Origin of the sequence: Pseudoalteromonas rubra (assembly GCF_001482385.1) — a bacterium.
Lineage (GTDB): Bacteria > Pseudomonadota > Gammaproteobacteria > Enterobacterales > Alteromonadaceae > Pseudoalteromonas > Pseudoalteromonas ardens.
Map to the genome: position 1 here is coordinate 3929321 of NZ_CP013611.1, position 15483 is coordinate 3944803.

12 protein-coding genes are annotated in these 15483 nt (G+C 47.8%); 10 read left to right on the top strand and 2 right to left on the bottom strand.

From position 1 onward, the window contains the following. Nucleotides 1–141 precede the first annotated feature (141 nt). The 3 genes from AT705_RS16925 to AT705_RS16935 all read left to right on the top strand — a co-directional run bounded on the left by AT705_RS16925 (nucleotide 142) and on the right by AT705_RS16935 (nucleotide 2686). Entirely contained in the window at nucleotides 142–1320 is a 1179-nt protein-coding gene (locus AT705_RS16925; RefSeq protein WP_058797457.1) for a trans-sulfuration enzyme family protein, read from the top strand. Nucleotides 1321–1533: 213 nt separating this feature from the next. Further along, entirely contained in the window at nucleotides 1534–2331 is a 798-nt protein-coding gene (gene phhA, locus AT705_RS16930) for a phenylalanine 4-monooxygenase (RefSeq protein WP_058797458.1), read from the top strand. Between the two features lie 10 nt (nucleotides 2332–2341). Further along, the gene (locus AT705_RS16935; RefSeq protein WP_010386740.1) at nucleotides 2342–2686 is read left to right on the top strand and encodes a 4a-hydroxytetrahydrobiopterin dehydratase; all 345 of its coding nucleotides are present in this window, start codon (nucleotides 2342–2344) and stop codon (nucleotides 2684–2686) included. An 89-nt stretch (nucleotides 2687–2775) separates the two neighbouring features. On the opposite strand, the gene barA is transcribed toward AT705_RS16935, so the two are convergent. Then, nucleotides 2776–5553: a two-component sensor histidine kinase BarA gene (gene barA, locus AT705_RS16940; protein ID WP_058797459.1), complete on the bottom strand. Its 2778-nt coding sequence runs from the start codon at nucleotides 5551–5553 to the stop codon at nucleotides 2776–2778. Nucleotides 5554–5635: 82 nt separating this feature from the next. Between barA and rlmD the strand changes: the two genes are divergently transcribed. From rlmD to AT705_RS16970, 6 genes are all read left to right on the top strand, one after another. Next, nucleotides 5636–6961 (top strand): 23S rRNA (uracil(1939)-C(5))-methyltransferase RlmD, encoded by a 1326-nt coding sequence (rlmD, locus tag AT705_RS16945; protein ID WP_058797460.1) that lies wholly within the window; start codon nucleotides 5636–5638, stop codon nucleotides 6959–6961. 4 nt (nucleotides 6962–6965) lie between these two features. Next, nucleotides 6966–9122, top strand: coding sequence for a GTP diphosphokinase (relA, locus tag AT705_RS16950; RefSeq protein ID WP_058797461.1), 2157 nt, complete (start codon nucleotides 6966–6968; stop codon nucleotides 9120–9122). A 2-nt stretch (nucleotides 9123–9124) separates the two neighbouring features. Next, nucleotides 9125–9925: a nucleoside triphosphate pyrophosphohydrolase gene (mazG, locus tag AT705_RS16955; RefSeq protein ID WP_058797462.1), complete on the top strand. Its 801-nt coding sequence runs from the start codon at nucleotides 9125–9127 to the stop codon at nucleotides 9923–9925. Nucleotides 9926–10028: 103 nt separating this feature from the next. Further along, nucleotides 10029–11663 carry a CTP synthase gene (locus tag AT705_RS16960; RefSeq protein ID WP_049864677.1) on the top strand — a complete coding sequence of 545 codons (1635 nt, stop codon included), beginning with the start codon at nucleotides 10029–10031 and terminating at the stop codon, nucleotides 11661–11663. Between the two features lie 185 nt (nucleotides 11664–11848). After that, complete coding sequence (gene eno / locus AT705_RS16965; RefSeq protein ID WP_010386748.1) at nucleotides 11849–13141, top strand: phosphopyruvate hydratase; 1293 nt, start codon at nucleotides 11849–11851, stop codon at nucleotides 13139–13141. A 265-nt stretch (nucleotides 13142–13406) separates the two neighbouring features. Next, on the top strand, nucleotides 13407–13772 hold the full coding sequence (locus tag AT705_RS16970; RefSeq protein ID WP_058797463.1) for a hypothetical protein: 366 nt from the start codon (nucleotides 13407–13409) through the stop codon (nucleotides 13770–13772). A gap of 78 nt (nucleotides 13773–13850) precedes the next feature. Here AT705_RS16970 and mutH read toward each other — a convergent pair whose 3' ends face one another. Continuing rightward, the gene (mutH, locus tag AT705_RS16975; RefSeq protein ID WP_082669025.1) at nucleotides 13851–14525 is read right to left on the bottom strand and encodes a DNA mismatch repair endonuclease MutH; all 675 of its coding nucleotides are present in this window, start codon (nucleotides 14523–14525) and stop codon (nucleotides 13851–13853) included. A 431-nt stretch (nucleotides 14526–14956) separates the two neighbouring features. Here mutH and rppH point away from each other — a divergent pair, with 431 nt between their 5' ends. Beyond that, the gene (rppH, locus tag AT705_RS16980; RefSeq protein ID WP_058798039.1) at nucleotides 14957–15478 is read left to right on the top strand and encodes an RNA pyrophosphohydrolase; all 522 of its coding nucleotides are present in this window, start codon (nucleotides 14957–14959) and stop codon (nucleotides 15476–15478) included. Nucleotides 15479–15483: the final 5 nt, after the last annotated feature.

Genomic DNA, 15483 nt, shown 5'->3' on the forward strand with positions numbered 1-15483 from the left:
ATTTTTCATGACAACTTATGTGTACACCCGAGTGAATTTAACAGGCTCGGGTTAGCCATCTGCGCGTCCGGCACGCTTGTACATTTTTGTGCCATGGAATATCTAATTAGTATTCATCCGAATAACAAAAATAGGCAAGCAATGAAGAAGTTACACGATCAGACCAATTGTATTCATGGTCCACACCACTTTGATGATCCACATGGTGCACTGACGGCGCCTTTGTATCAGAGTTCAACGTTCAAGTTTAAAGATGCGGCACAGGGGGCTGCGCGTTTTGCTGGTGAAGAGGTTGGTTATATCTATACCCGCCTTGGTAACCCTACCACCCGAGAGCTGGAAGAGAAGCTCGCACAGCTAGAAGAAATGGAAGATGCAGCGGCCACCGCAACTGGCATGGGCGCCGTATCCGCTTCCGTGTTGAGCTTTTTACAACAAGGCGATCACCTGATTGCATCCAAAGCCCTGTATGGATGTAGCTTTGCTTTATTTGCGCATATGTTGCCCAAATTCGGTATCGAGGTGACCTTTGTTGATATGACGGATCCGCAGGCATTGGCCGACGCGGTACAGCCAAACAGTAAGATGTTGTTTGCCGAAACGCCCATCAATCCAAATATGACGGTATTGGATTTGGCAATGTTGGGGCAGTTTGCTCAGCAGCATAAGCTGATCAGTGTGGTAGACAACACCTTTATGACGCCATTACTGCAAAAACCCAAGCACTTTGGCATCGACATTGTGATCCACAGTGCCACCAAGTATCTCAACGGACATGGCGACGTAGTAGCAGGCATTGTGTGTGGTAGTGCAGAGCATATCGAACTTATCAAACTGACCGTATTGAAAGACATCGGCGCGACCATCAGTCCACACGATGCCTGGCTCATCAATCGTGGCCTTAAAACCTTGCATGTGCGCGTTGCACGTCACTGCGAAAATGCACAGAAAGTGGCTGAGTTCCTTGATGGCCATCCGAAGGTGGACACCGTTTACTACCCGGGTTTGCCGTCTCATCCAGGTTATCGATTCCTTGGTGAGCAAATGAAAGGGGCAGGTGGTGTCATTGCATTTGAGATCAAAGGCGGAGTCAGTGAGGGTGAGAAGTTTATTAATGCCACTGAGCTTTGCACACTGGCCGTGAGTCTGGGCGATCCAGAAACGCTGATCCAGCACCCGGCATCGATGACGCACTCTCCCTACACACCAGAAGAGCGTCAGGCAGCTGGGATTTCAGATGGCCTGATCCGCATTTCTGTGGGACTGGAAGCGGTGGAAGATATCATCGATGACCTAGAAAATGCGTTTTTGTGTATATAATTATTTACGAGTATCACCTCTGCATGCCCTATAAAATATAGGGTGTATGTTTTTGTGTCTGTTTGTGTAATTTATAGTGTACAAAAATGACCTTTCTGGCCAGGCCGATTTCGGGCCTGGCTATTAAACTTTTCCTCACTTTTACATAGTATCCGGATAACACTTTGACGCGTTGTTTTTGTTCATACACGACGCATTACCAAGAAGGTTACTATGGCTAAATCGAGTAAATACACGTCTAAGCAGCCCAACGAGCAGGGCCTGATCGAATGGACAGAAGAAGAAAACCAGATCTGGTCTGAGCTGGTTGCCAGACAGCTTGAGTGCATTAAAGGCAAAGCGTGTGATGAGTATCTCGAAGGCCTGCAAAAAATCAATTTACCTCACGATCGTATTCCGCAGTTGCACGAATTGAATGAGGCACTGGAGCGTGAAACAGGCTGGCAGGTTGCGCCAGTCCCCGCGTTGATCGACTTTGATGAATTTTTCCGTCTTCTTGCCAATAAACAATTTCCGGTTGCAACTTTTATCCGTAGCCGCGAGGAGTTTGATTATTTGCAGGAACCGGATATTTTCCACGAAATCTTCGGCCACTGTGCCATGCTGACCAATCCAGCTTTTGCTGAGTTCACACATAAATACGGCCAGTTAGGTTACGCTGCCGAGAAAAAAGATCGTGTCTATCTGGCTCGTCTTTACTGGTTCACCGTTGAGTTCGGCCTGATGCAAACTGAAGATGGTCTGCGCATTTATGGCGGTGGGATTTTGTCGAGCCCGGGTGAGACTCAGTATGTTTACAGTGGTGAGCCAGAGATTAACCCGTTAGAAGTACTTGATGTACTGCGTACGCCTTATCGAATTGATATTATGCAGCCTTTGTACTACACCATTAACGCCATTGATGATTTGTTTGAGATCTCACAAATGGATATTATGGCGCTTGTACGCAAGGCCAAAGAGCTGGGCCTGTTTGAGCCTAAGTTCCCACCTAAAAACAAACTAGCAAGTTAAGGATTTATTGATGTCTGATTTAAGTGCACAAAAATGTGAAGCGTGTCGTGCGGATGCGCCTAAAGTGTCAGATGCCGAATTAGCTGAACTGATCAAGCTGATCCCGGATTGGGTGCCAGAAGTACGTGATGGCATTATGCAGCTTGAACGTGTTTATAAGTTCAAGAACTTCAAGCAAGCCATTGCATTCACTAACAAAGTGGGTGATATGGCAGAAGATGAAGGTCATCACCCTGGTCTGCTGACCGAGTGGGGCAAAGTGACAGTAACTTGGTGGAGCCACTCTATCAAAGGTCTGCACAAAAATGACTTCATCTGTGCGGCGAAAACCGATGAGATTTTTGCTGCCCTATAAGGTGTCAGGTAAAAAAGAAAAGGCGCGTCAGCGCCTTTTTTAATGCCTGTAAGGTTGTCGAAGCAAAGCGGACAACTTCTTTACATGTGCTAATGCGTGAGTGTCGGTCCCGATACTGTTTGTGAATCTCGCTCTAAATGTTCCAGTTCGTCAATCAGCTCCAACAATTCCGGTTCAATGTAATCAAAATCGCGTGATTGTTTTAATGCCGTTTCCAGCGTTTCGGCCAGGTTCTTGAGCGTGGGAACGCCGGTATAACAGCAGGCGCCATGAAACTTGTGGATCACGGTCAGCAAAGTCTGGGTGTCTTCCTGTTGTGCGGAGCCATTCAGCTGCTCTAAGGTTTCGGGGACACTCTGCAACAGCATATCCAGCATCTCCAACGCCAGTTCAGGTTTATTGCCCGCACGTTGCAACGCCAGCTCCCAGTCCAGCAAATGGCTTTCAAATGGGGCAATGCTGGCAACCTGAGGTTGTTGCGTTTTTTGTTTTTCCGGTGGCAGAGAAGGGCTGTGATCACAAATGATCTGACGTAACATATCTTCGTCTATGGGCTTTGTCATATAGCCGTTAAAGCCGTCTTTGATCAATTGCTCTTTCTCACCGGTCAACGCATGGGCCGTTACTGCAATGATCGGGGTATCGTCATTCAGTGATGATTCTTTGATTGTTCTGCATGCGGTGATGCCATCCATAATCGGCATCTGAATATCCATAAAGATCAGGTCATACTTTTGTGATTTACATAAGCTCACGGCCTGCGCGCCGTTGTGGGCGGTGTCTATGGTGTCTACTTGTTCTTCCAGCAAAGTATAAAGTAGTTTTAAATTGGCATCATTGTCATCGGCTATCATGACTTTGAGCGGTAAGTGCGCCAAGTCTGTATCGTCAATCGACACACTGGGGTGATCTAAGCGATAGGGTGCTGCGAGCATATCGCACAGTTTACGGTGATGCATGGGCTTGCTGATACAGGCGTCTGCACCACTACCAATTAACGATTCGCGCATGTTGTGAGAGATGGTATTCACCATCAGGTACAGGTAATCCGCCATCTCTCTGGCCTGGGTAATATAGGCTTTTACGGTTTGCATATCGTCTACCGCTGCCATATTGCCGATCAGGCAGATGTCATACCTAAACTCTTGCTCTAATGCGGCGAAGAAAGTGTCTTCATTTTTACAGCAAGAGACCTGCATTGCCCAGTCTTCTAACTGAGCCTGAACGGCATTACGGGTGTGCTCTTGCGGTTCAAAATACAACACGCGTTTATTCTCTAGCGGTTTAGTCGGCAGGTCGTCGTCGAACAAGCGGCTTGGCAGATTAAAAATAGCATTAAAGGTAAAGCAGGAGCCATTGCCCGGGGCAGAGTTCAGCGTGATGCGACCACTCATGGCTTCAACAATGTGTTTGGTGATGATTAAGCCAAGCCCCGTGCCGCCGAACTTACGGGTAATACTGGAGTCGGCTTGCGCAAACGGGGTAAAGAGCGTGTCCTGTTTTTCCTGAGCAATGCCCAGACCCGTATCACTGACAGAGATCAGGAGCGATGTCTGACTATCTCCTTTGAGGCGGTGGCTGATGTCGACTTTGACTGAGCCTTTTTCGGTAAATTTAACGGCATTGCTGATCAGGTTGATCAGCACTTGCTTAAAGCGAGTAGGGTCGCCGACCAGGTTGTCCGGTACCTGGCGATTAATGGCAATCGACAGTTCCAATTGCTTTTCGTAGGCACTGGGTGCGAGCAGCGTCATGACCTCATTGACTGCATCCCTGAGCTGGAATTGGATACTTTCCAGCTCCATCGCGCCGGCTTCGAGTTTAGAGAAATCCAGAATGTCACTGATGATGGTCAACAAGCTGTTGGCAGACAACTCTATGGTATCCAGATAGTCTTTTTGATGTTTGTTGAGCGGGGTTTTATACAGTTGGCGGGTAAAGCCGATAACGCCGTTAAGCGGGGTTCTTAATTCATGACTCATTTTGGCCAGGAAGTCTGATTTAACCCGATTGGCAACCTGTGCTTCTTTTTTAGCAATGTTCAGCTGAATGTTTTGAGTTTCATACTGCTCCAGGGTTTCCCGGTAATCGCAGGTCGCCTGATCTATGTGCTTTTGCATCTCATCGCGTTGGAGCACCATTTTTTCACTGATGGTGATCAGCCCTTCGCGGAGCAAGTCAAACTCGCCCTGCATCGGCTGCTCCACACCGATTTTGGTTTTGCCTTCAAGGAGCTTATCTGTGGCCAGGAGTAAATGGGACAGAGGCGTTGAAAACATCCGGCTCAGTCGGGTCGAGACAAAGGCACTGAGCAACAAGGCCACCATAATGATGGCGCCACTGAACAGCAAGGCCTGTTGCTGGCCAATGATGGCCTGATCTTTACTGAGCTCTATCATCAGCACGGCGGTGGTGCGGGTGTGGGCATTTTGCCAGTCGGAGGCAGGCTGTTGCTGTAGCTTCACCGGCGCAAAAATAATATACCTGTTGAGATACTGGACAATTTCGGTCGCATGTAACTCAGTCACATTGCCACGATAATGCAGTTGATTAAAATCATTGTGATAGTTACTGGTCAAAAGCAATTGATTGTCTTCATTGAACAGCGCGATGCTATTGACGAAGTTGCCATGCTGATTGTGCGTAGTGGTGATCACCCGATGCAGTCTGGCTTTATCTTTGTCGGCCAGCGGTTGCTCTACGGTCATTGCCAGGGTATTGGCCAGGCTGGTGCCCTGTTGCTTGAGGATTTGTTCAAGCTCAACGTAACGATTTATAGTAAAATAGCCGCCAAGTACCAGGCCGATTAACACCGTTGGGATCAGGGTCAACACTAATACGCTGTCGCGCAAACTCAATTTAGACATAAATTGGATGTAAAACAGTAAGTAGTCTGAGTCCTAGAGTATCGAGTTAACGGGTGTTTAGCAATCTTATAGGGGCGGCAATATGGCACAAATATTTCGTGCTGGAAAATCTTCTAAACAACGTAGTAAGCAAGTCGAGACAGTTGAGCTACAAATCGACTCGTTAGATCACCAGGGGCGAGGTGTATGCAGACACCAGGGTAAAGTTGGCTTTGTCGATGGCGCATTGAGCTCAGAGCGGGTTAAAGCGCGCATTCATACCCACAAAAGTCGTGTTTTCGAAGCGCGTACCGTCAAAGTCCTTGCGCCAAGTGAGCAGCGGGTTACGCCATTTTGTGAGTACTATCAACAATGTGGTGGCTGCTCGTTACAACACCTGGATGCCAGCGCGCAGCTGGTACACAAGCAGCAGGCAGTGAGTGCTTTGTTTGACAAATTTGCTGGTGCAACAGAATTGCCCTGGATGCCACCTTTGACAGGTCTGACGCGACATTATCGTCGTGCAGCGCGCATTGCCTGTATTTATGACAAACAAAGCGGTCTGGTTAAATTGGGCTTTCGGGCTGCAGGGTCAAAGAAGATCATCGAAATTGACCACTGTGTGGTGATGGTCGATGCCTTTGCAGGTGGCTTTGATGCGTTACGGCAGGTACTTAATAGTCATCCGGAGCTGCGCAGCGTCAGCCATATCCAGCTGTGTGCGGCCGACAATGGCGCATTCGTGCTGTTTCGTCATACTCGCGCAGTCAGTGATAAGGCGAAAGAGCATGTAGCTGAGTATCTGGCGGTGCATAACTGGCAGCTTATCTGGGATGATGGCAAGAGTGATCCGAGTTATGAAGTTCTGCCTGCTTATAAAAGTGCCGGCGTGACGTTTGAATTTAAACTCAATAACTTTATTCAGGTTAACCGGGACATTAACGAGTTGATGCTAAAACAGGCACTGGACTGGCTGGCTTTGAGCGGCCAGGAGCGTCTGTTGGATCTGTTTTGTGGAATCGGTAACTTCTCGTTACTGCTGGCAAAACAAGCAAACGAAGTGGTTGCCGTCGAAGGCGTTGCTGAGTCGGTTGCAATGGCACGACAAAATGCGCACACTAACCATATCGACACAGTCACTTTTCATCAGTTTGACCTGACTCAGCCACTGACAGAAGCAACTTGGTTTCATCAAGCGCTGGACGTGCTGGTGCTAGACCCCTCACGCACGGGGGCTTATGAAGTGTTACGCCAGTTGCCGTTGACGCAATTTAAACAGGTTTTGTATGTGTCCTGCGATCCGGTGACTATGGCCAGAGATGCAGCACTGCTGCTGGAAGCAGGCTTTGTGGTCGATAAAATAGGCTTAATGAATATGTTCCCACATACAGGACATATAGAAACCATGGCGTTGTTCCAAAGGAGGTAGTCATATGGTTGCGACTCGCCAGTCTCATCAATCCGGTTTGCCGGCTGATTTTCATGCCCGGCTTGCGTTACTGAATTTAGCGCAGGAAAAACGAGACCGCCTGGATCAGGTCTATGCCTTGTGTCCGCAGGATGATTCGACTATTACTCTGGCCAAAGCCATTGAAATGGTTGAGATTCTGGCAGAGCTGAATTTTGATTCAGAGTCGCTGGCCGGGGCATTTTTGACCCCCTATTTTCTGTCGGGGCAAGTTGAACTTGATGCCATTGAGCAGGCACAGGGTGAAAATGTCGCCTTGTTGCTTAAAGGCGTTGAACAAATGGCGTCGATCAGTACTTTGGCACACCAGGGGAAGGGCAGCCTGCAAATCGACAAAATTCGTCGCATGTTATTGGCCATGGTGGAAGATGTGCGTGCTGTGGTGATCAAACTGGCCGAGCAGATCTGCTACCTGCGCGCCGTAAAAAATGCTTCTGAAGAAGAACGTGTGGTGGCCGCAAAAGCCACGGCTAATATCTTTGCGCCGTTGGCAAACCGGTTGGGGATCGGGCAACTAAAATGGGAGCTCGAAGATCTCTCGTTTCGCTATTTGCATCCAACAACCTATAAAAACATTGCCAAGCAGCTGTCAGACAAACGTCTTGACCGCGAAGCCTACATGGCTAGCATGGTGGAGTTGGTTCAGAGTAAGCTCAAAGACGCTGGGATAGAGGCAGAAGTGTACGGCCGTCCTAAGCATATTTACAGCATCTACAAGAAAATGATGCAAAAGAATTATGAGTTTGATCAGCTGTTTGATATCCGTGCCATGCGAGTGGTGGTCAATGAAATTCAGGATTGCTATGGTGCGCTGGGGATAGTGCATACCAATTGGCGACATCTGCACAAAGAGTTTGATGACTATGTCGCCACTCCTAAACAGAATGGTTATCAGTCAATACACACGGTGGTTTTCGGCCCTGAGGGTAAAACCGTTGAGATCCAGATCCGTACCCAGGCCATGCATCAGGATGCAGAGCTGGGGGTTGCAGCGCACTGGATGTACAAAGAAGGTGCTTTGCCGGGTCGTGGCTCGGGGTACGAGCAAAAGATCAGCTGGCTGAGAAAACTGCTGCAATGGCAAGAAGAAGTGGTTGATGGCAGTGAACTGGCTGAGGAGTTAAAAAACCAGGTTGTGGAAGACAGAGTGTATGTCTTTACTCCCAAAGGCGATATTTTTGATCTGCCACTGGGTGCTACGCCACTGGATTTTGCTTACTATATTCATTCCAATGTCGGGCATCGCTGCATTGGGGCCAAGGTATTTGGTAAAATCGTGCCGTTTACCCATAAGTTATCGACAGGCGATCAGGTTGAGATACTGACCCAGAAAAACCCCTCACCAAGCCGGGATTGGCTCAGTCCGTCTCTGGGGTATGTGCACTCATCCAGAGCGCGCAGTAAGATACATCACTGGTTTAAGCAACAAGACAGAGACAAAAACCTCCAGGCTGGTAAAGAGATCCTGGATGGTCATCTGCAAAAGCTGGATTTGACTTATAAAGATCTGGATTCAGCCATTGAACGGTTTAATTTTAAAGAGCTCGACGATTTAATGGTGGCCATTGGCGCCGGTGATATTCGCATTAATCAATTCCTGAATTACGTGCAGGACAAACCCGAGCCGATGCCAAAGCTCAAAATGAGCGCGCCGAAGAAACACAAAGGCGATAGCAATGGCATTGTGGTGGAGGGCGTTGGTAACTTGATGAGCCATGTTGCCAAATGCTGTCAACCCGTGCCCGGTGATGAAATCGTGGGTTATATTACTCAGGGTCGGGGCATTGCGGTGCATCGCGCCGACTGTGACTCTTTTGCCCATATTTGTGAGCAGCATCCCGAGCGGGAAATTGCCGTTAGCTGGGCAGACGAAGTCCGTTCCAGTTATGCCGTCACCTTACATATTGAGGCCAATGATCGACATGGCCTGATCCGCGACATCAGCTCGGTACTGGCTAACGAAAAACTCAATGTGATGAATATGAACGTCAATACCCTGGATGACAAAGATGTTGCGATTTTCACGATGAAACTGGAAGTTGGCGATCTGGGAGCAATGAATCGCTTACTCACTAAGTTGATGCAAATTGAGGGCGTGTTTGAAGCTAGGAGACAACACTGAGTATGAGTGCCTCGTTACAGCAGTTACTGGATATTATGACGACCCTGCGCGACCCACAAAAGGGCTGCGCCTGGGACCAACAACAGACCTTCGAAAGCATAGTGCCACATACGCTGGAAGAGGCCTACGAAGTGGCTGATAGCATAGAAAAGCAAGACTTTTCCGGGCTTAAAGATGAGCTGGGTGATTTACTGTTTCAGGTGATATTTTATGCCCAGTTAGGCAAAGAAGCCGGCTTGTTTGAGTTTGAAGACATAGTGAAGGGACTGAACGAAAAGCTGATACGCCGTCACCCGCATGTTTTTGACACTCCGGATGCGTCATTGAGTGACGTCGAATTACAAGCGCAGTGGCAGGCTATTAAAGACACTGAACGTGGTGCTCAGTCTGCACGCTTTGGGGACGATGTGCCGCTGAACCTGCCCGCCTTGTCACGGGCGGCGAAAATTCAAAAGCGCGCGGCTTCTTTGGGGTTCGACTGGCCCACATATCAGGGGGCCCTGGATAAAGTGGCTGAAGAGGTCACTGAGGTGAATGAAGCACTGAGTCAGGACCCTCTTTCTGAACACAGTGCTGAGGAGCTGGGAGATTTGTTGTTTGCCACCGTGAATGTTGTGCGTCATGTAAAACGTGATCCGGAACAGCTACTGCGTCGCGCGAGTGACAAATTTATTGGTCGTTTTAGCACCATTGAAGGCATTCTGGCAGAACAGCAGATCGCCTTATCTGACGCCAGTTTGGCGCAAATGGATGATGCCTGGGAAGAGGTCAAGCGACGTCAGCGTTCAGGTGAGAATAATTAAAGGGGGTGATTTTTCGCTGGATTGCCCCTAGCGTTTTTGCTATACTATTGCCCCGTCTTGATTCTTATTTAAATTCCATTTTTCCTGATATTCTAGGGTTCGCATGAGTACAAAATTTATCTTCGTAACGGGCGGAGTTGTTTCCTCCTTGGGTAAAGGTATTGCTGCTGCTTCATTAGCTGCAATATTAGAAGCACGTGGTTTAAACGTCACTATCCTTAAGCTGGATCCTTATATCAATGTTGACCCTGGCACAATGAGCCCGATCCAACATGGTGAAGTCTTTGTGACAGAAGACGGCGCAGAAACTGACCTGGATTTAGGTCACTATGAGCGTTTCATTCGCACCAAAATGACCAGCCGCAACAACTTCACGCAAGGTCGTGTTTTTGAAGATGTACTGCGTCGCGAGCGTAAGGGCGAATACCTGGGCGCGACTATACAGGTGATCCCACACATCACCAACGACATCAAGCGTCGTGTACTTGAAGGGGCTGAAGGCCACGATATCGCCATTGTGGAAATTGGTGGTACTGTGGGTGACATCGAGTCACAACCTTTCCTTGAAGCGATCCGTCAGCTCGGTACTGAGCTGGGCCGCGAGCATGCTTTATTTATGCATCTGACCTTGGTGCCTTTCCTGGGCGCGGCAGGCGAGGTGAAAACCAAGCCAACTCAGCACTCTGTTAAAGAACTGCGCTCAATTGGTATTCAGCCGGATATCCTGGTTTGTCGTTCAAACTGCAAGCTACCAGCTAACGAGCGCGCTAAGATTGCACTGTTCACTAACGTAGAAGAAAAAGCCGTTATCTCTTTGCAGGACGTAGATAGCATCTACAAGATCCCTGCGCTGCTGAAATCTCAGGAATTGGATAACCTGGTATGTCGTCGTTTCTATCTGGATGTACCTGAAGCGGATCTGTCAGAGTGGGAACAAGTACTGTATCAGGAGTCTAACCCGACTGGTGAAGTCACCATTGGTATGGTTGGTAAATACATTGAACTGCCAGATGCCTACAAATCAGTCAATGAAGCGCTGAAACATGCGGGCCTGAAGAATCGAGTAACTGTTAATATCGAATATGTCGATTCGCAAGACATCGAGAGCAAAGGCACTGAACTACTCGAACATCTGGATGCGATTTTGGTACCCGGTGGTTTCGGTAACCGCGGTGTTGAAGGAAAGATACTGGCGGCCAAATACGCCCGTGAAAACAAAGTGCCTTACCTGGGCATTTGTTTGGGGATGCAGGTTGCACTGATTGAATACGCGCGTAATGTGGCGGGTCTGGAAGGTGCTAACTCGACTGAGTTCGATGCTAAATCACCTCATCCGGTAGTTGGCCTGATCACTGAATGGCTGGATGCCGATGGTAAGGTTGAAACCCGTACTGAAGAGTCGGATTTGGGCGGCACAATGCGCTTAGGCGCCCAGCTATGTCACCTGAAAGAAGGCTCAAAGGTTCGCGACGTCTATGGCAATGCGGAGATCACAGAGCGTCACCGCCATCGCTATGAAGTGAACAACCATTATGTTGAGCGCCTTGAGCAGGCTGGTCTGGCGTTCACAGGCCTTTCGGAAGACAAAAAACTGGTTGAGATCATCGAAAATAAAGATCACCCTTGGTTCATTGCCGCTCAGTTCCACCCTGAGTTTACTTCCACGCCACGCGACGGCCACCCGTTATTTGAGGGTTTCGTTGCAGCTGCGTTCAGCTACCAAAAAGCTGATTCTTAATAATAGAAAGCCGTGCCTTAGTGCACGGCTTTTTTAATTACCGAATGCGTTAAGTAAACCAGCGCATTGCTATATAACTGCCAGGCTTCGCTTTTCATGGGCCATCATTAGACACAGCGCGGTTATATAGCAATGCGAAAGCAGACACACAACACACTCACCACTTTGGGAAAAGAGGAATCAAGATGTCAAAAATCGTAAAAGTGATTGGCCGTGAAGTTATGGACTCACGTGGTAACCCTACCGTTGAAGCCGATGTTCATTTAGAGTCGGGCGCATGGGGCCGCGCATGTGCACCATCAGGTGCATCAACAGGAACTCGCGAAGCACTTGAATTACGTGACGGAGATAAAGCTCGTTACCTGGGTAAAGGTGTACTGACTGCGGTAAACTATGTGAACAATGAAATTGCAGCAGCCCTGAACGGACACAATGCCCTGGAACAACGTGCAATCGATCAGCTAATGCTGGACCTGGACGGCACTGAAAACAAAGAAAAGCTGGGTGCAAACGCGATTCTGGCAGTGTCTTTGGCAACCGCTAAGGCAGCAGCACAGGAAAAAGGTGTAGCACTGTACGAACACATTGCAGACATCAACGGTACTGCGGGTCAGTATTCTATGCCCGTACCTATGATGAACATTCTGAATGGCGGTGAGCACGCAGACAACAACGTTGATATTCAGGAGTTCATGGTTCAGCCGGTTGGCGCGAAAAGCTTCCGTGAAGCGCTGCGCATGGGTGCAGAAATCTTCCATAGCCTGAAGAAAGTACTTAAGTCACGTGGCCTGAATACTGCAGTAGGTGATGAAGGTGGTTTTGCACCTGATCTTAAATCAAATGAAGAAGCACTGGAAGTGATCGTTGAAGCGGTTGCCGCTGCCGGTTATGAAATGAACCAGGATGTGACGCTGGCGCTGGATTGTGCTGCATCTGAGTTCTACAGAGACGGCAAATATGACCTACAGGGCGAAGGCAAAGCATTCGACTCTGAAGGCTTTGCAGGCTTCCTGGCTGATCTCGCAGCACGTTACCCAATCGTTTCTATTGAAGACGGTCTGGACGAAAGTGACTGGGCTGGCTGGAAGATCCTGACAGATAAGATCGGTGATAAAGTTCAGCTGGTCGGTGACGACTTGTTCGTAACCAACACGAAGATCCTTAAGCGTGGTATCGATGAGCAGATCGGTAACTCTATCCTGATTAAGTTTAACCAAATTGGTTCACTGTCTGAAACACTGGATGCAATCAAGATGGCACAGGATGCAGGCTTCACTGCGGTTATCTCTCACCGTTCAGGCGAAACAGAAGACGCAACCATTGCTGATTTAGCAGTGGGTACCGCGGCAGGTCAAATCAAGACTGGTTCTCTGTGCCGCTCAGACCGTGTTGCTAAGTACAACCAGTTGCTACGTATTGAAGAAGCGCTGGGCGACAAGGCTATCTACAAAGGTCGTAGCGAGATCAAAGGTCAGTAATTTATATTCATTGACTGAAAAAGCCGCGCTTATTTAAGCGCGGCTTTTTTATTGGGACAATATAGAATGCATGCTGAATACCCATAATAAAATTAAAAATTATTTACCTTATCGGGGTAATCACCTAGAATACCTATTTTAGGTTCTGTCTGCTTGGTTTTAAAGTACCAATTGTCTACCCATAATAACCTCTTTTGAATTTCAAATAGGCAACGCTGAGCGGACGTTGAATGCTTTTTTATATGGAAAATGCTGGAATAATGATATGAAAAAAATGTTTGGGTTATTGTTCTTGGCTGTTTCTTTAAATGCCACAGCTGGTAAAGCAACTTGTCGCGCTAAAGTCACTGATGTGCAGTTAAACACAGCTAATCGTCTGATAGCTTCTTTTGTTGGTGTGAGTGATCAATATACAAAGCCTATGACTGTTAAGAATTCAGGACTTTGTACGCTCAATGGGAATGCAAGTGAGTATTGCCAGGCATTATACAGTGCTATGCTAGTTGCGCTGACTACCCAAAACGAAGTCACAATGTGGTTTAAAAATACAGATGTAGATCAAGAATGTCCAAGTGGCAACTATCAATCTCTGGATAAAAAAGGGCTATATAATTTTAGATTACAGCGCTAGTGCAAAGTATGAAGTGTAATATACGAGAGGGTTGCAATATTAGCTTTGCATTTGTGAAGGGCAGTCATGGCGGGATCGTTATCCCACAAACTGTCCAGCCAATATGGCCTGCGTAAACTGCATTTTTAGATAAAACCCGCGTGGCAGGGTTTTTATGAGTTTGCCCTGTGGGCCAATGGCGTCGGTCAGCGCTTTACTGTTGGCGGCTTTTGGCCTTATTTGCATCACTTCACCGAGTTTGCCACTGATCTCATCCACACGTCCCAGTGCAATCAATTCAATTTGTTCTTCCCAGTCTCGCTGGAGCTGATGCTCCTGAATCGCATTTGGTTGCCATAAAAAACCGGTCCCTATGGTGCGGTCAACCGGGGCAATGTCCCGCTCCGCTAAAATGGGCAGCCACAATACATGATTGAGCTTTTTCTTTACCGTACTGTCTTGCCAGCGTAGCCCCGTCAGATTGGTGAGGGGAACCACTGACACATAGGTGGTTTCGAGTGGTTTGCCGTGATAGCCAATGGGCAGGGTTTTTAGCTCGACACCGATAAATTCAAAGTCAGGCACAGGTTTAGAGCCTGCGCTGGCACCCAATACATATTCAATGAGCTGACCTGGCCAGCCCTTTTCCCGGGTCAGGTCTTGTGGGGTTTTGAAATGAAACTGCGCAGCCAGTTCTCCCAGGGTTTGCCCGGCGATGGCATCCACACGGGTCATGAGTTCTGCAATGGATTGGGGTGGGGTGGGCTTTTGCACAGTCTGGCTCGTTACTATCTGATTGACTGCGTATGGTAACAAAAATAAATAGAAAATGTGGATGAAAACAGCTTTGTGCGTTTTTTGAACGCCTTGTCTGTGGGTTACTCTTTAAGCTGTGACTTTCTTACTCTTTAGGCTTAATTTTATGATTTGTATGAACTTTTTAAATTTAACTCAACATCATTCAGAGTCAAAAATAGCCAGACATTGGATAAATACAAGTATATAAACATAATTATCCACAGATTCTGTGGAGAAAATGCAAATTTGACTAGGTTATTGTGGATTTGTTTGTAAAATCATCATGAATAGTTAAACTTATGCACAAGTTGTGGGTAAGTTGCGTAAAAGCAGGAATTAAATTTGCCCAGTGCTCTGAGTTGTGGAACAATCAAAATCATATCAAACAAATATACGAGGCACTTAAGGTGATTGATGCCGAAGGATTTCGTGCCAATGTAGGAATTGTTATTTGTAACAATCAGGGGCAGGTATTTTGGGCGCGACGCTATGGCCAGCATTCATGGCAGTTTCCGCAAGGGGGTGTGGATGAAGGTGAAACGCCCGAGCAGACCATGTACCGCGAACTGCATGAAGAGGTTGGGCTACGACCGGAAGATGTGGAAATCGTTGCCAGCTCAAAACATTGGTTACGTTATAAATTGCCAAAGCGACTGATCCGTAAAGACTCAAGTCCAGTGTGTATTGGCCAGAAGCAAAAATGGTTTCTGCTGAAACTCAAGTGCAAAGATGAAGATGTAGACTTAATGCGCACACATCACCCCGAATTTGATGATTGGCGTTGGGTCAGTTACTGGTATCCCGTGCGCCAGGTTGTGTCGTTTAAACGCGATGTATACCGCAGGGTGATGAAAGAGTTTGCCCCCTTTGCGATGCCTTTTAATCGTAAAGAACATGCACATAAAGACCACCACTGGAGACGCCGTTAGATAGC